General features: G+C 52.4%; 15 protein-coding genes. 11 read left to right on the plus strand and 4 right to left on the minus strand.

The window, feature by feature from the left end:
• The first annotated feature begins 318 nt into the window (after nucleotides 1-318).
• From J4377_RS03055 to J4377_RS03090, 8 genes are all read left to right on the plus strand, one after another.
• Nucleotides 319-1,386, plus strand: a complete 1,068-nt coding sequence (locus J4377_RS03055) for a transferrin-binding protein-like solute binding protein (RefSeq protein WP_253486672.1) — start codon at nucleotides 319-321, stop codon at nucleotides 1,384-1,386.
• Between the two features lie 94 nt (nucleotides 1,387-1,480).
• On the plus strand, nucleotides 1,481-2,803 hold the full coding sequence (locus J4377_RS03060; protein ID WP_253486674.1) for a surface lipoprotein assembly modifier: 1,323 nt from the start codon (nucleotides 1,481-1,483) through the stop codon (nucleotides 2,801-2,803).
• 168 nt (nucleotides 2,804-2,971) lie between these two features.
• Nucleotides 2,972-3,742 carry a pseudouridine synthase gene (locus J4377_RS03065; protein WP_253486676.1) on the plus strand — a complete coding sequence of 257 codons (771 nt, stop codon included), beginning with the start codon at nucleotides 2,972-2,974 and terminating at the stop codon, nucleotides 3,740-3,742.
• A 56-nt stretch (nucleotides 3,743-3,798) separates the two neighbouring features.
• Nucleotides 3,799-4,608, plus strand: coding sequence for a tRNA cyclic N6-threonylcarbamoyladenosine(37) synthase TcdA (gene tcdA, locus J4377_RS03070; protein ID WP_253486678.1), 810 nt, complete (start codon nucleotides 3,799-3,801; stop codon nucleotides 4,606-4,608).
• 11 nt (nucleotides 4,609-4,619) lie between these two features.
• Nucleotides 4,620-4,841 carry a DUF1653 domain-containing protein gene (locus tag J4377_RS03075; RefSeq protein WP_253486681.1) on the plus strand — a complete coding sequence of 74 codons (222 nt, stop codon included), beginning with the start codon at nucleotides 4,620-4,622 and terminating at the stop codon, nucleotides 4,839-4,841.
• 219 nt (nucleotides 4,842-5,060) lie between these two features.
• Entirely contained in the window at nucleotides 5,061-5,489 is a 429-nt protein-coding gene (locus tag J4377_RS03080; protein WP_038481326.1) for a TIGR01244 family sulfur transferase, read from the plus strand.
• Nucleotides 5,490-5,542: 53 nt separating this feature from the next.
• Nucleotides 5,543-7,285, plus strand: coding sequence for a SulP family inorganic anion transporter (locus tag J4377_RS03085; protein WP_253486688.1), 1,743 nt, complete (start codon nucleotides 5,543-5,545; stop codon nucleotides 7,283-7,285).
• A gap of 79 nt (nucleotides 7,286-7,364) precedes the next feature.
• Entirely contained in the window at nucleotides 7,365-9,374 is a 2,010-nt protein-coding gene (locus tag J4377_RS03090; RefSeq protein WP_253486690.1) for an ATP-dependent DNA helicase RecQ, read from the plus strand.
• Between the two features lie 4 nt (nucleotides 9,375-9,378).
• Here the strand turns inward: J4377_RS03090 and zigA are convergent, their stop codons facing one another.
• The 4 genes from zigA to J4377_RS03110 all read right to left on the minus strand — a co-directional run bounded on the left by zigA (nucleotide 9,379) and on the right by J4377_RS03110 (nucleotide 12,760).
• Nucleotides 9,379-10,605, minus strand: a complete 1,227-nt coding sequence (zigA, locus tag J4377_RS03095) for a zinc metallochaperone GTPase ZigA (RefSeq protein WP_038481335.1) — start codon at nucleotides 10,603-10,605, stop codon at nucleotides 9,379-9,381.
• 126 nt (nucleotides 10,606-10,731) lie between these two features.
• A complete protein-coding gene (locus J4377_RS03100; RefSeq protein ID WP_038481338.1) occupies nucleotides 10,732-11,007 on the minus strand; it encodes a TIGR03643 family protein in 276 nt (91 codons plus the stop codon).
• Nucleotides 11,008-11,128: 121 nt separating this feature from the next.
• Nucleotides 11,129-11,743 carry a class I SAM-dependent methyltransferase gene (locus J4377_RS03105; RefSeq protein WP_198348639.1) on the minus strand — a complete coding sequence of 205 codons (615 nt, stop codon included), beginning with the start codon at nucleotides 11,741-11,743 and terminating at the stop codon, nucleotides 11,129-11,131.
• A 72-nt stretch (nucleotides 11,744-11,815) separates the two neighbouring features.
• Nucleotides 11,816-12,760, minus strand: coding sequence for a helix-turn-helix domain-containing protein (locus tag J4377_RS03110; protein ID WP_193085630.1), 945 nt, complete (start codon nucleotides 12,758-12,760; stop codon nucleotides 11,816-11,818).
• A 269-nt stretch (nucleotides 12,761-13,029) separates the two neighbouring features.
• Between J4377_RS03110 and J4377_RS03115 the strand changes: the two genes are divergently transcribed.
• From J4377_RS03115 to eat, 3 genes are all read left to right on the plus strand, one after another.
• Nucleotides 13,030-14,445 carry an ethanolamine ammonia-lyase subunit EutB gene (locus J4377_RS03115; protein WP_038481347.1) on the plus strand — a complete coding sequence of 472 codons (1,416 nt, stop codon included), beginning with the start codon at nucleotides 13,030-13,032 and terminating at the stop codon, nucleotides 14,443-14,445.
• Complete coding sequence (gene eutC / locus J4377_RS03120; protein WP_120385771.1) at nucleotides 14,438-15,280, plus strand: ethanolamine ammonia-lyase subunit EutC; 843 nt, start codon at nucleotides 14,438-14,440, stop codon at nucleotides 15,278-15,280. The genes J4377_RS03115 and eutC overlap by 8 nt, the downstream gene beginning before the upstream one ends.
• Before the next feature lie 214 nt (nucleotides 15,281-15,494).
• Nucleotides 15,495-16,928, plus strand: coding sequence for an ethanolamine permease (gene eat, locus J4377_RS03125; protein WP_038481353.1), 1,434 nt, complete (start codon nucleotides 15,495-15,497; stop codon nucleotides 16,926-16,928).
• Nucleotides 16,929-17,001 lie beyond the last annotated feature (73 nt).

A 17,001-nucleotide genomic window follows, 5' to 3' on the forward strand; every position in this document is an offset into this window, starting at 1 on the left:
ACAGATACAAAATATACCTGACTTTAGAAGCAAGTCCTAGGCGTCAAGTTAGCTCCCCAATAGTAGTTCCTTCATTATTTTTATATAGAAAGTAGGGGTGGGGGCATCTCAATATTTTTAAATGTTTCACCCATTTGAGTGATTCTTGCATGACTGTCGCGTGCTTAACTTCAATCGAGTTAGGCTCGATATGAAGCAGCACGTTAAGCAAATAATTGCTTAGCAAGCGTATTTCAAATCAACAGAATTAAAAAGCCAGAAGCTTCTTAATAAGTAGAGCCTAAAGTAAAAGCCGTATAAATTAAGGGGGAAATCAATATGGAAACTATTGATAACAAAGGCTCAGTACTGAAACTCTCGCTCCTGGCCTTAGCTATCGTTGCAGTGGCGGGCTGTTCCAGTGGCGGCAGCTCCAGCCAGCCAATAGATCAAGATGACCCAGGGCAGACGGATGGCGGTGGTGGCTCAAGTGATAGCGGCGGTAGCTCAGGTGATAGCGGTGGTGGCTCCGGTGATGGTGGAGGTTCGAGTGATCCCGGCCAGGACTTCACCTACAAGACTATTAACCCTATCGAGGAGATACCTGTTGGGGAAGAGTTTCGTCTCGACAGCGTAACAGCCAATGCAACTCCCTCTAGCAGTGGTGTCACCATGAACCAGCAGCCTGTGCTAGATCACGCAGCAATGATCGAAGTCCTACCTAATGGGCCAAATGGCGAGTCAAGAATCCGTTTGAATGCGCCAATCGCTGGCGTCGAAAATAGGGATTTCACGGAAGGTCGTGCTCCTTACATCTTCGATAATGGAGAAGATAATGATATTAGGATACGTTCCGTAGAGCATGAGTCGGAACAATTCCTTAACGGTTCTTTGAACTACGCGGCTTTTGGCGAATGGGTAATCCGCAACAGCGGTGGCGACTCTGATGCTAGTTACTTTGCCACCGGCTACGACACTCATCTCAATGACATGCCCTCTACAGGATCTGCAAGTTACAGTGGGGCAGCTAGAGGTATAGTCATTATAGACAATGGGCAGCCTGGTAACTTATTTGGTCAAGCAAATATGAGTGTTAACTTCGCGGATAGAACGTTAAACGGTAGTTTGACCAATATGACTGCCATGGATACGGAAAATGGTGCCATACAGCAACCCTGGAATAATATCAATCTTGCTGGTGGTCTTGATGATAGCGGCAACCGCTTTGCTGGCATAACCGAAGTTATATCGTCACCCGGCAATGATGCCAGTTTGAGCACTGACGCAGAGGGTGAGTTCCGTGGTCGTTTCTATGGCCCGGGGGCGGCAGAGGCTGCTGCTGTTTGGTCAGTTAAAGACCCTAATGGAAGCGCAGCTTTTGGTGCTTTCGGTGTCAAAAAAGACTAGCCCGTTCAGCCTCATCCATTCGGATGGGGCTATTTTAGCCAGTAGCGTGCTGACAATGCGTTCAACTGCACGTCATCCATACAAGGATTGATGTATGCCTATTTGCCGATTTATCGCCATTTTACTGGCTTGTGGGTACTTTTCAGGTTCAGCCTTTGCCGATTCACCCGCGCAAACTAACAACACTAATCGTGAAATCCCCTTAGCCGCTGTGGCCGCCACACGCCTGATGGAACAGGGCGACAGTAAGCAAGCCAAAGCGGTGCTGTTGGAAGCGCGTGAGCACTTTGCCGATAACGACGATATCGCCTTTTTACTCGGCATGTTGGCGATGGATGAGCAGGAGTTCGAGAGTGCTAGCGCTTACTTCCGTGAGATTCTAATCCGAGACCCACAGGCGGTGCGTGTTCGTCTTGAACTTGGGCGGGCGCTGTTCGAGAGCGGTGACTACCGCGACGCAGGGCGTCAGTTCCGCTTCGCGCGTAGTGGTAATCTGCCCACCGAGGTCAATGCCAATATTGATCGCTACCTCGCTGCTATCCACCACCTCCAGACATTCAACTGGGATGTTTCGGTAGCGCTTGCCCCGGATACTAATATCAATGCCGCACCGAGTATCGAGGAAATTAGTATCTTCGGATTACCCTTCCAATTATCAGAGGACGCAAAGCGTCAGACGGGCATAGGGATATTGCTCAATACAAGTGCGGAATGGACACCTCATATTGCCGAGAATACTCGCCTGCGGCTGGGGGGGAGCCTGTATCGTACCGACTATCGGGGTGGAGGCTTTGACGATACCTTTGTCAATGTACATGTCGGTCCTAAATTTCAGTTTGGTGACCTTGAGCTCAGCACGTTGTTAACCGGTTTTCATCGCTGGTATGGCAATGAGCCCTATAATCATGGCGCTGGTCTTCGGCAGGAAGTGACCTACTATCCATCTTCTCGAACACGCCTGCATACTTCGTTAGAGCATCAGTGGGTTCGCCATGATGACGTTAGCAACTTGGATGGCACCCGTACCAGTTGGCTGGGCAGTTGGCAGTATGCTCTGACGCCTTCTAGCGGCGTGATGGGAGTACTGGGCCTGTCCAAAGAGTCTACGGAGCTGGATATGCTCAGCAATACCGTTTATCGAGGTGGTGTAGGATACTACCGGGAGTTATTCGGAGGCCTAACGGCTCTGATCCAACCTGAGTATCTTCGCGCTCGGTATGATGACGTGACACCGGCCTTTGGTGTGGAGCGGCGCGACAATTTATGGCGTACAAGATTGCGATTGACCAACCGCCGCTGGGTATTCAAAGGATTTACACCAGAGCTTACTTTGATCCGCTCATCTCGGCGTAGCAACATTGATCTGTATAGCTATGACCGTAATCAGGTGCAGTTAGGTGTATCGAAGTTATATTGATCGTTAACATACGCATTGTTAATGAGGGCTATCGTTAGGGATTTTAAAACAAGCACTTCCCCAGCGTATCTACTCTGCAGATGACATTGAGCCGTTAAGCCGCGACAATAGCGCGCTGCTTCAAATCACCGCGATTTGTTATCTCAATTGCCGTTACCGGGGAGTGCCATGTTGCCATTGAACATCCTTTATCAGGATGAGCATCTTATTGCAGTGCATAAGCCGTCTGGGTTACTAGTGCACCGCTCGGCGCTGGCGCGTGGAGAAACAGAGTTTTTGCTTCAACGCCTGCGTGACCAAATTGGCAAACGAGTGTATCCGGTGCATCGGTTAGATAGACCCACCTCTGGCGTGATGGTGTTTGGTTTATCATCTGAAGCGGCAGCCGTGTTGAGTGAAGGCTTTAGCGAGCGGCAGGTAGAAAAGCGCTATCTGGCGGTAGTGAGGGGAAAAGCTCCGGAGCAAGAGCGCCTTGATTACCCTCTACGGGAAGAAGATGGCACGCGCCCCAAAGCCGAGATGCCTGCTATGCCCGCGATGACCGATATTCGTCGCCTGGATAGCGTTGAACTGCCTGTGCAGGTAGACCGCTATCCAGTGGCGCGCTATTCGCTAGTGGAAGCGCGGCCTATGACCGGGCGTCGACATCAGATCCGTCGCCATCTTTCTCGACGTGGTTATCCAATTATTGGAGATGCCAAGCACGGCAAAAGTGTCCACAACCGCTTTTTTGCGGATCAGCTGAATGCTCCCCGTTTGCTGTTGGCTGCCACCTATTTAGCGTTTGATCACCCCTTAACCGATAAGCGTATCCAACTAAGCTGCGCACTCGATGCGACCATGAGAAGCCTATTTGAGCAATTCGGCTGGGCTGGGCATCTGCCGCTAGATAGCGTGCGCACCCCAGCCATTTCAACGCCTGCAGCACTTCAACGGTAGTCGTGACGAATCGACCCGTGCTGTCAAATAGCATGTTGTAAAATAGAGAGCCTACCATGTCTTCGGATTATGACTTTCGCTTTGGCGGCATTCGCCGCTTGTATGGCCAACGTGCTGCCACAGCGTTTCGCCATGCCCATGTTGTGGTAGTGGGTGTAGGTGGCGTGGGGAGCTGGACGGTAGAAGCGTTGGCGCGTTCTGGCATTGGCAAGCTGACGCTGATTGATTTGGATGACGTATGCGTGTCCAACGTCAATCGTCAGCTCCATGCTTTAGACGGCACTATTGGCCAGCCAAAGGTGGAAGTGTTGGCCGAGCGTTGTCGCTTGATTGCCCCTGAGATAAACGTCGTAGCTGACAGTGCTTTTGTGACACCCACTAACCTTGCCGAGCGTATCCCCGAGGATGCCGATCATGTGGTGGACGCCATTGATAGTGTGATCGCCAAGGCAGCGCTAATCGCTTGGTGCAAACGACGTAAACTGCCGATTACCGTGACGGGAGCTGCAGGCGGTCAGACGGATCCTACCCGCATTCAGGTGGCAGACTTAACGCGTACTGAACACGACCCACTGCTTTCTAAAGTGCGCTCGCGGCTGCGCCGTGATTACGGTTTTTCGCGTAATCCCAAGCGGCGCTTTTCCGTCGAGTGTGTCTATTCTGATGAGCAGCTGGCGTACCCTGGCGCTGACGGCGAAGTCTGTCTGCAAAAGCCCGGCAACGGTGATGCTACCCGCTTAGACTGCGCCTCAGGCTTTGGCGCCGCCACCTTTGTCACTGGTACGTTTGGTTTTGTCGCTGCCTCAAAAGTGCTCGAACGGCTGGCTAAAAAAGCCGCTAAGCCCATGCCTTCAATGACCCATTAAGAGGAAAGTGAATGACTGCGCTTGTTCCCGGTATATATCGCCACTATAAAGGCAGCCTTTACGAAGTGCTTGGCACCGCTCAGCACAGTGAAAATGAAGAGGTGCTAGTAGTCTACCGTGCGCTTTACGGCGACTACGGCCTGTGGGTGCGCCCACTTACAATGTTCACTGAGAGCGTTAACAAAGACGGCCAGCCACAGCAGCGCTTTGCGTTAGAGAAAGCGTTTAATTAATCCGGCGTTCCCTAACAGCAACAACACTCAATAGCGTTACGTTTCTCCCTTCGATATTTATGCGCCACCCGGATCTTTTCTCAAAAAAAGTCCCGGGTGTTTTTGTAGTGCGCTATTGCTTATATTCCAAAATAAGCTATGTTTATAACATTGTTGTAATGGTATGTTATGCCATGCGCTGCTGCTTAAAACGGCAGTGAGAAACGCTAGGAGAGATGCATGCAAACACAACCGTTAGAGAAGGGCGTTGCTATTACTTCACAGCTCACGGTCGAGGAGCTTGAGCACGTAAAAGCTCAGGGCTTTAAAACGGTGATCTGTAACTGCAAGCCGGGTGAAAGCGCTGAATTTTCTGGAGAGGATGCTTACCGCTTTAAAGCAGAAGAACTTGGGCTTCATTGGGTGCACATTCCTGTGACCCCCGGCGAGTATAGCCAAGCGGATGTCGCCGCTTTTGCTAAGGCGCTGCAGCAGCTACCTCGGCCTATTTTGGCGTTTTGTCGGTCAGGTAAGCGTGCTACCCATCTTTGGGCTTACGCAAAGCGCCATACCGAAAAATGCGATCTGGCGGAACTATTTTCCGCTGCCAAAGCAGCCGGTTTTGATTTGGAAGAGCACCGCCAAGGGCTTGAAAATCAGACAGCGTAGGCGTGCGGTGTGATTTGCCTTAGTCAGTGCTATTACCTGAGCGAGTACTCCCCATGAACATAGAGCGTTGGGTGCCTGTGGTTGGCTGGCTGCGGCGCTATAACCGGGCTTTGTTATTTAAAGATTCGCTGGCAGCCGTTATCGTCACGCTAATGCTGGTGCCCCAGGCGTTGGCCTATGCCTTACTGGCTGGGTTGCCGCCAGAGATGGGCCTGTATGCCAGTATGCTACCGCTGGTGCTTTACGCCATCTTTGGTACCAGTGCCAGCTTGGCGGTAGGGCCGGTAGCCGTGGCAGCGTTAATGACGGCGTCGGCTTTAAGCAGCTTTGCTACTCCAGGCAGTCCTGAATATATTGGCGCTGCACTGGTGTTGGCGGCGCTTTCAGGATTGATATTGATTGCCATGGGCGTATTGCGGCTGGGCTTTTTGGTCAACTTTTTAAGCCATCCGGTTATTTCTGGGTTTATCACTGCGTCGGGTATTTTGATCGCCATTAGTCAGCTCAAGCATATTCTAGGTGTTGAGGCTGCGGGGCATAACGTCATTGAGCTGCTGGGCGCACTGTTCAGCCAGTGGCAACAGATCAATCTCATCACGCTACTGATTGGTTTAGGGGTGTGGGGCTATCTGCTGGTTTGCCGCAAGCGCTTGAATACCTGGCTGATGGCTATAGGTATCTCGGCTAGCGCTTCTGGTTTTATGGTCAAAGCCGCACCGATTTCAGCGGTGATGGTGACTACACTGCTGGCCTGGCACTTTAACTTGGGGCAGTACGGTGTGAATCTAGTGGGCTTTGTGCCTAGCGGCTTGCCTGCCATTACGCTGCCTAGCCTAGATCAGTCGCTATGGCTTGGCCTGTTGCCTGCCGCTTTATTGATCAGTTTAGTGGGCTTTGTAGAATCGGTATCAGTGGCGCAAACCCTGGCGGCTAAGCGTCGCCAGCGTATCGACCCTAATCAAGAACTCATCGCTCTTGGGATGGCCAATTTGGGCGCTGGCGTCAGCGGTGGTTCGCCGGTTTCAGGTGGGTTTTCACGCTCGGTAGTGAACTTTGAAGCGGGCGCGGCAACACCGTTGGCCGGGGCATTTACCGCCTTAGGTATTGTGCTTTCTACGCTGTTGCTCACTGGTCTGCTGGCATTTCTGCCGACGGCGACATTGGCCGCTACCATTATCGTCGCCGTGGGTACATTGATTGATCTTCCCGCAGTAAAGCGCACTTGGCAATACTCCCGCAGCGACGGCGTGGCAATGGTGGCGACCTTGCTTCTGACCCTGTTGCACAGTGTCGAGGTCGGCATTATCAGCGGTGTGGTGCTGTCACTAGGGTTGCACCTGTACCGCACCAGCCAGCCCCATAGTGCCGTGGTAGGGCGGGTGCCGGGCACCGAGCATTTTCGCAATGTGAAGCGCCATGAGGTCGAAACCGATCAACATGTGGCCATGCTGCGCATTGACGAAAGCCTTTACTTTGCTAACGCTCGCTACTTAGAAGATACCGTGATGGCGCTGGCTGCTCGTTCCCCTACGTTAAAACATATTGTATTGACCTGCCAGGCGGTGAATGTGATTGATGCGTCCGCGCTTGAAAGCTTAGAAGCGATTAACGGACGGTTAAAAGATGCTGGCGCAACGCTGCACTTGGCGGAAGTGAAAGGCCCGGTGATGGATCGCTTAACAAACACAGCGCTTTACCGCGAGCTAACAGGACAAGTGTTTTTTACCACCTATGAGGCTTGGCAGACACTGGCTCTCCCCACACAGAATGAAGAGCCTCAACCCTATACTTATTAATGGTCACCGTTGATTGGAGAAAACGACGTGAACGCGTTAGCTTAGCCCTAACGTATTGACGACACTCCAGGGAACGGCCATGACCTCGCTATCACCGCAGCAGACGCTGAAGGCAGTATTCGGATTTGATGATTTTCGTGGTGGCCAGCAGGCGGTGGTGTCCAGAGTTTTGGATGGACACTCTACCGCAGCGATTTTTGCCACCGGGGCGGGGAAGTCACTCTGTTATCAGTTGCCTGCGCTTCATCTTCCGCATCTGACCCTTGTGGTATCGCCGCTGCTGGCACTGATGCAGGATCAGCTCGCTTTCTTGGCACGCCATGGTGTTGCAGCTGCCAGTATTGATTCTACCCAAGATCGCGCTACGACCCGTGATGTGATGGAGCGCGCCAAAAACGGTGAGCTAAAAATCCTCATGGTGTCGGTGGAGCGGCTTAAGAACGAGCGCTTTCGGCACTTTCTACGCCAGGTTCAAATATCGTTGCTAGTGGTTGATGAAGCACACTGTCTCTCTGAGTGGGGACATAACTTCCGTCCCGATTACCTTAAACTGCCCGATTATCAGCGTAATTTTGCTATTCCCCAGGTGTTGCTACTGACTGCCACGGCCACGCCAGCGGTTATCGCTGATATGCGTGAGAAGTTTTCCATCGTACCGGAAAATGTCATTACCACTGGCTTTTATCGCGCTAACTTAGAGCTTCTGGTGGTGCCCTCCATGGAAAATCGTCAGCAACAGCTGATTGATTGGCTTATGCCGCAAATGCCGCCTGGCAACGAAGCGCCTACGATTATTTACGTCACCCTGCAGCAAACCGCCGAGCAGGTGGCAAGTGCGCTGGCCGCCCAGGGGATTTCTTCCCAGGCGTACCATGCGGGGCTGGATTCAGCCCGCCGCGACGACATTCAGCGCCAGTTTATGAACGGCGAATCGCCCTGTATTGTCGCTACCATTGCCTTTGGCATGGGGATTGATAAAGGCAATATCCGCAACGTTGTGCACTTTGATCTGCCTAAATCGATTGAGAATTACAGTCAGGAAATTGGTCGGGCAGGGCGCGATGGACTGCCTTCCACTTGTTTAACCATTGCCGGACGCGATGGTCTGCGGGTGCTGGAGAACTTCGTTTACGGCGACACGCCTGAGTACGCGGGTATTTTGCGCTTACTGGAAGAAATTTCATCAGCTGGTCAAGCGCCAGATCGCCAGTGGGAAGTACTGCTCAATACGCTTTCCCGAGATACCAATATCCGCCTGATGCCACTTAAAACGCTACTGGTGCGGCTGGAAATGCACGGCATTATTGCGCCGCGCTTTGCGTTCTTAGCCGAGTATCGGTTGCGCTACCATATTGAGCCTACCGCCTTGGTGGGGCGTTTTGCAGGAGAGCGGGCGGCCTTTGTACGTTTGTTGATCGACAATATCGCTATCGCTCGCACCTGGGGAACAGTGGATTTTGAGCGGCTGCATCAGGCTGGGCAGGCACAGCAAATCGATGCTTCCCGTGCCCGCGTCATTACCGCGCTTGAATACTTCCAGGATAAAGGCTGGCTGACCCTGGAAGGTAAGCGTATGACCGATGTGTATGAAATTTGTCAGCCGGAATTTTCGGTCGAGGCGATGGCAAGCCAGTTATTTAATGAGTGTCTAGATCGGGAGCGAATCGAAATTGAACGGTTGCACTCCATGCTGGCACTGTTTGAGTCGGAAAGCTGCCTGACTCGGCGGTTAGCTGAGCATTTTGGGGACACCACCTTCGATGGGCCACTTGGTACCGAGCAGGGCCGCTGTGGCCACTGTTCGGTATGCTACGGCAACCCGGTTCGGCTGCCGGATGCGACGCCATTACCCGCGCTGTCTGAGAATGATTTTATCCGCTATGCCTCACCGCTGATTGAACGCCACACCGAGCAGTTCGGCCAGCCGCCCAATGTCCAGCGGCTGGCACACTTCTTATGCGGTTTAACTATGCCGATTTTTACCCCACTCAAAGCCCGCGGCCTTAACGGCTTCGCGGTCTTTGAGCAGCGTGCCTACCCTGAAGTGCGGCAGTGGGCAGAGCGCTGTTTAGCTAGCTCCTGCAGTTAAAGCATTACTCCCAAGCGGGGAACGGATCGGGTAGCTGCTTCCACGCTTCCATACCTTGTAATAGCTCAGCTTCGCTTAGCAGGCAGGTGTCTAGTGCGTCACGCATCTTGGCTTGGTCCAAGTTCTGGCCGATAAACACCAGCTCTTGGCGCATATCACCAAACGGCTCCTGCCACTTTTCCATAATGAATTGGCGAGTTTCAGGATCTTCCGGCCAGTTAGCTTCGGGGATAGCTTTCCAGAACACGCCCGCTGGGCCGTGATGAGCAATACCACCTGCTTGGCTCCATTGGCCTGCGAAGCGTGGCCGAGTAGCAAGCCAGAAAAAGCCTTTCGAGCGTAGCAGTCCTTTACCAAACCACTCTTCATTGAGTAAAGCGTGGAATTTCTGCGGGTGGAAAGGGCGGCGAGCGTGGTAGGCAAAGCTGCCAATACCGTACTCTTCGGTTTCTGGCACATGCTCGCCACGCATCTCTTTTAGCCAACCAGGCGCTTGCTGGGCGCGCTCAAAATTGAACTTGCCAGTATCAAGCACCTTCTCTAGCGGCACGCCACCTTGAGTGATGGGCACCAGCTCTGCATCAGGGTTGAGTGAGCGCAGAATCGCCGTTAGTGCATCAAGCTCTTTTTTATTGATCAGATCCGTTTTACTGATCAGTAATACATCACAAAACTCGATCTGGTCGACCAGCAGGTCCGCGACGTTGCGCTCGTCATCGTCACCCAAGCTTTCGCCCGCTTCAGCGAGGCTCTGCGCTTCGCGGTACTGCTCAAGAAAGTTGGCACCATCGACGACAGTGACCAGCGTATCAAGGCGTGCAACGTGGGAAAGGCTCTGGCCGCTTTCATCTTCAAAGGTGAAGGTTTCCGCCACTGGTAGCGGTTCGGAAATCCCAGTGGACTCAATCACCAAGTAATCAAATTTACCTTCTCTGGCCAGTTGGCTAACTTCTTCTAGCAAATCTTCACGCAGCGTGCAGCAAATGCAGCCGTTGCTCATTTCTACCAAACGCTCTTCAGAACGGTTCAGCGCTACCTCGCCATCTAACGTGGACTCGCCAGGGCCGCCACGCACTAATGCACCGTCGATATTGACCTCGCTCATATCGTTGACAATCACCGCGACGCGACGACCTTCGCGGTTAGCCAAAATATGATTGAGTACGGTGGTTTTACCTGCACCTAGAAATCCTGAAAGCACGGTGACGGGCAGGGGAGAAAACACGGTCATTGTGAATGCACCTCTAAGCGGGTTTTTATAAACGGCGTTGTGTTATGTGATAATATAACACTTATTCGGCGATTAAAAAGGCCTACTAGAAAATGGCATCCTCTGATTTTTCGTTGCAAATGGTGATTAGCGCTTATATTGCGTTGGGCAGTAGCCCCGTAAAATATCCGGCGATCGCAAAGCCGTATGCTTCGTCGCGCGACCAGTAACACGCTTGCGCCACAGTCGAAACGAGGCCGGCTTAAGCTGGTGGCGCATTACTTCTATGACGTCCGGCTCGCCTAGGCCAAACAGAGTGTCGATCGCTTCAAACGGAGTGCGATCTTCCCAAGCCATTTCAATAACGCGGGACTGCTCTTCTTCGGGTAAACGACGGAAGCGTTTCACAGCTGCTTTAGGCATTGGTCACCTTACATATTGATGAAGCGTGCAAGTAACGGGTTGCTATTAATTGTACCAGTATTGGACGTTGTTGTTTCGGATGTACTGGTATTTTTAGGGAATGTGCAGTTGTGAGGACAGTTTACTTTATTGCTAGAAGTGCGCGAAAAAGGCCATTCATCAATACGGGTTCGTCGCGGCGGATGTTGAAGCCTGCTTGTTGAAGCAGTGGTGTCGCCTGGCGGGTGATGTCGGTCGCGATCAATGAAGTAATGACGTTCAGTGCTCGCCGACTTGGACCAGCAATGTGGGTGTCGGGTTGAAATTTATCCATAACACAGAGCTGCCCGTCGTTTTTCAGTACCCGGTGCGCTTCGGCTAGTCCCTGTTCAGGATTGGGCATCACCGCCAAAATAAGATGCATCACAACGACGTCAAAATGCTCATCTGGGTAGTCCAGTGCAGCGGCATCCATTACACGACATACCACGTCACGTTGCGCATGTTCCGCTCGCTCACGGGCTCGCGTCACCATCGCGGGGGTTAGGTCGGTTAAATGGATTTCTAATTCACGCGGTAAATAAGGCAGGTCTAAGCCGGTGCCTGCACCCACCAGCAGCACTCGCATGCCGGGTTCCCAGTCAACTTGGTTAAGTGCATTCCTTCGGGGTTTACGAAACGCTTTAGTTGCCACCAGATCATAGATTGGTGCGTAAATGCTATAGCGCAAGCGATTCCAGGCGGTGGTATTTACCATAGGGTCTCTACCTCGATATAGGATCGTTGCCTCGACATAAGATCTTTACCTCGAAAGGGATGCCGCGCACGCTCAGTGAATCGCGTTTAACGTCTGCGAAGGGCTTTCGCCAAACTGTTGCTTATAGTCATGAGCAAATTGCCCCAAATGCCAAAAGCCCCAGTAGGTGGCAATTTCAGTCACTGTTTGGTGGGGCTCTGCGCTGCGCAGAGCACGACGCACTCTATTCAGCCGCGTTAAACGTAAAAATTGCAGCGGACTAATACCAAGGATAGACGTAAAACTGTATTGCAGCGTACGCCTACTGACATGAGTTAGCTCGCATAACGTTTCCATGGTGACTGGACCTTCCAGGTGCTCATCAACATAGCGCTTCACCCGGTCAACCACTGCTTTTCGATGAGGATAGCTGGGAGGCAATTCATGGCTTGTTTGGTTGGCTTTTAATACTTCCATTAGGCCTGTTAGCAAAATATCTTGATGAACGTTTTCAGCGATGGGGCCTTGTTGATTTGAGAGTAAGCGTTCAAGTAAAAAAGACACCGCATGCAGAGTTTCAGGCGCTACCCGGCGGCGGGGTGAATCTTGCCACTCATGATCAAGTATCACCCCCTGTCGCTGGGCGGCAGCCTGTAATAACGGCATACGTATCACTAGTCCATAGATATCAAACGCCTCGGGGGTTACCAGCTCAAAATCACGACCGCCGGGGTGACACATCACCTCATGTTCTTCCAGCGCCTGCCCATTAATTCGTGACCCTGGTGCCTGAGTGGGGATGCCCAGCCAGAGAGAGTCAGCCCACACTCGGCAGTCTTGTCGCAGCGCTTGCCCGGTATGTTCTTTAAACACCTGCATGGCGGGTAACTCAATTTCATCTAGTCGCCCATAAAAGCGGCCAGGACTTAGTTGGTCGTATTGCTGCTGCCAGCGGGTCAGATTTTGGGCATGTTCGTCGGCATCAAACGCCTCTTGAATGCATTTTTTTGGTGCAATGTCTTGGCTTGTCAGCGTCATGAAAAACTCCTGTGAACGTGATTAAAGCGCCATCACGTTGCATGCTTGCCTCTAATTTATTGTATTTAATAATGTTTTTATAAGTATGACAGGTTTGCCAAAACTCGATACTCCCCATTAAGTGATAGCGCTATTGTGGAAACAAGTAAATTCTGTTCCTCAACGCGCATTCGGCGCCATGGTTTTGGAGAGCGTAGTTTTAGAAACCGTAGTTTTAGAAACCTTAGCTATAGAAATCGTCGCTTTTAAATATAAAAAAGGAAGGTCCCATGGCGCAGACCTATCACACAACTGTTGGAAGCCGCCGCTATCGCTTTAATGGCTTGGCGGAATTAATGGCCAAGGCCACGCCGCCACGCTCTGGCGACCGCTTGGCAGGTGTCATTGCAGAATCAGCAGAAGAGCGGGTAGTGGCGCAAATGGTGCTGGCAGAGCTCCCGCTTACCACGTTTTTGAATGATGTGCTGGTCCCCTATGAGCAAGACGAAATTACTCGTTTAATCATCGATGAGCACGATGCTGCTGCGTTTGCGTCGCTGAAGCATTTAACCGTGGGTGACTTTCGTAACTGGCTACTATCCGACTATGCCACCAGCGATGTATTAGCCGCGGCTCGCCCTGGCATTACTCCTGAAATGGCCGCCGCTGTTAGCAAGTTGATGCGCAACCAAGATTTGATGCTAGTCGCCAAGAAGTGCCATGTGACGACCGCATTTCGCAATACTATTGGTTTGCCGGGGCGGTTATCTACGCGTTTGCAGCCCAACCATCCTACCGATGACGTGACCGGGATTGCCGCCAGTATTCTGGATGGCTTGCTGTATGGCAGTGGCGACGCGGTCATTGGAATCAATCCTGCTACTGATAATGTCGCCCAAAGCATCAAGCTAATGCGCCTGATGGACGATGTCATTCAGAAATACGAAATACCCACCCAATCCTGCGTGCTCACTCATGTGACCAACACGCTCGAAGCGATCGAGCAGGGCGCGCCTGTAGATCTGGTTTTTCAATCCATTGGCGGTACCGAAGCCACCAACCGCAGCTTTGGCTTTGATTTAAGTACGTTGGCAGAGGCTGAGGCGGCTGCTCAAACGCTGAATCGCGGTACGGTTGGGCGCAACGTGATGTATTTCGAAACTGGGCAAGGCAGTTCGCTTTCCGCTGATGCTCATCATGGTTTGGACCAGCAAACCTGTGAAGCCCGCGCCTATGCGGTGGCGCGCAAGTTTAATCCGCTGCTGGTGAATACGGTGGTGGGATTTATCGGCCCTGAGTATTTGTACGATGGCAAAGAGATCACCCGAGCGGGGCTGGAAGACCACTTTTGCGGCAAGTTGCTAGGCGTGCCCATGGGCTGTGATGTTTGCTACACCAATCACGCTGAAGCCGATCAAAATGATATGGACAACCTGCTGACGCTATTAGGCGTGGCGGGCTGTAGCTTTGTGATGGGCATCCCAGGCTCTGACGACATCATGCTCAACTATCAAACCACGTCCTTTCACGATGCCCTTTACGCACGGCGCGTACTTGGGTTGAAGGCCGCCCCGGAGTTCGAGCAGTGGCTGGCGAAGATGCAAATCTTCCAAGATGTTTCCTCCTATCGGTTAAATGATCAACTACCTGCCGCTTTCGCTAATAGCCTGCGCCACCTGCCAACGGAGGCTGCTCGCGATGTCTGATAATGAATCGAAAAAAGCCCCACCGATTGTGATCGCTAACCCATGGGAGCGGCTGAGGGCATTTACCGATGCTCGCATTGGGCTGGGACGAGCGGGCATTAGTCTGCCCACGCATCAGCTATTGGCGTTTCAACTGGCTCATGCCCAAGCCCAGGATGCCGTTCACTGCCCTCTTGAGTGTCACGCGCTGGCCGATGAGTTAACGACAGCGCTGAGCTTGCACCAGACACCTATTCATGTGCATAGCCACGCAGTAGACCGCGCCATGTACCTGCAGCGTCCGGATTATGGCCGTCGTCTTGACGACGCTTCGCGAGAGCAACTGCAACAAGCGGCGCAAAGTGGCCAGCGCTTCGATTTAGCGGTGGTGATTGTCGATGGGCTTTCCGCACTGGCAGTACAGCAGAACAGTGCGCCGTTTCTTACTGCGCTGTATCGCGCCTTAGAGAGTGATCAGCGGGAGTGGCAGCTCGCGCCATTAACCATCGTAGAGCAGGGCCGCGTGGCGATTGGTGATGAGGTTGGCGCGCTGCTTAATGCCGATGCCGTGCTGGTGATGATTGGTGAGCGCCCAGGCTTAAGCTCTCCAGATAGCCTCGGGCTGTATATGACCTGGGAACCAGAAGTAGGTCTAAAGGATGACCGCCGCAACTGCATTTCAAACGTGCGCCCAGCAGGGCTCAAACCGGAAGAGGCCGCACGGCGGTTGTTGTTGCTATTAACCGAAGCCCGTCAGCGGAAACTGTCTGGCGTGCAACTGAAAGATCGTAGCGAGGACAGCGTATTAGACGGTGCAACAGGGGGGACAACTCAAAACTTCCTGGTGGCCGATTAATAAGCGGCACAGGAAGCGAAGCGTTATGTATAAGCAGCGCCATATAGATAACAGAGTAATTAAAATAGTAATTAAAAAGAGTAATAACAATACATAAATAACAAACACTTATAGAAACGCTCCTAACAACACTCCTAACAACAATATGGAACCAACACCCCGACTCAGCACGCCGCTGACAACGATTGCGTTCCACACTGAAAAGGGCATGACAATGACACAACCTTCTGTCGATCAAGCGTATTTGGCCAAGCGCCAGCTGCGCAAAGGTACCGCGGGCTGGCTATTACTAGCAGGGCTTGGGGTTTCTTATGTTATTTCCGGTGATTTTGCCGGCTGGAACTTCGGTATTGCTGAAGCGGGTTGGGGTGGTTTTGCCATTGCCGCCTGCTTAATGGCGATGATGTACCTGGCACTCGTATTAGCATTGGCGGAAATGTCCGCAGCGATTCCAGCCGCGGGGGGAGGCTATAGCTTTGCCCGCCAAGCGATGGGGCCAGCCGGTGGCTATTTAACCGGGCTTGCGGTGTTGATTGAGTACGCGCTTGCGCCTGCTGCGATCGTGATTTTCATTGGCTCGGCAGTCGAATCGCTGCTGGGCATTAATGGGCCGTTGGTTTACCTGCTGTTTTACGCAGTGTTTATCGGCATTCACTTAGCCGGCGTAGGTGAAGCGCTAAAAGTGATGATGGTGATTAGCGGCCTAGCGGTGTTTGCGATTTTGGCAACGGCAGTGGCGCTGATTGGCAATTTCGATTCAGCGAATCTGTTTGATATTGCGCCCACCGATGCAGCCGGTGCGAGCACCTTTATGCCCTATGGTTGGTACGGTATTTGGGCAGCGCTGCCGTTTGGGATGTGGCTGTTTTTGGCGGTTGAAGGCGTGCCGCTAGCGGCAGAGGAAGCCAAAGATCCCGCGCGGGATATGCCTAAAGGGATTATTGCTGCGATGCTGTTCCTGCTATTTACCGCCTTATTAGTCGTGGTGTTACTGGCAGGCGCAGCGGGTGCTGAAATGATTGGTCAAAGTGGTGTGCCGCTGGTCGATGCGCTTAACGTTGCGGGCAACCCAACGCTTGCCACGCTGGTTAATGTGTTGGGCCTTGCGGGGTTGGTGGCGTCATTTTTCTCGATTATCTATGGCTACAGCCGTTTGGTGTTTGCGCTTTCTCGTGCGGGCTACTTACCAAAACCGCTGTCACTGACCAGCGAGCGTAAAGTGCCTTATCTGGCGCTGATTGTGCCTGGTGTATTTGGCTTTTTGGTCTCGCTTAGCGGCGAGGGTGATCTGATTCTAGGGATGGCCGTTGTCGGCGCGACGCTCTCTTATGCATTGATGGCGCTCAGCCACATTCTATTACGAGTGAAACAGCCTGACTTGCCGCGCCCTTATAAAACACCCGGTGGTGTGGTGACCTCTGGCGTTGCGTTAGTTTTGTCCCTCGTCGCGCTTACCGGTGTCTATGCTTTTGACCCCCGCGCGTTTAATTACACCATTGTTCTATTCATTGCTGGTGCGGCGTACTACTTCCTTTACAGCAAGAATAAGCTGGTGGCGAAAACCGCTGAAGAGGAGTTTGCGCTAGTGACTGCTGCCCCAGAAGAGCTAGACATTGACGAGCCGGTGCCAGCCGCTGCCAAGCTGTAATGTTTGATCCCAATCGCCTAACCTGATTAGGCAGTTTAAGCCTCTGTGCCCAACGGCCCAGAGGCTTTTTATG

Source organism: Halomonas sp. XH26 (assembly GCF_024138895.1).
GTDB classification, from domain to species: domain Bacteria; phylum Pseudomonadota; class Gammaproteobacteria; order Pseudomonadales; family Halomonadaceae; genus Vreelandella; species Vreelandella alkaliphila.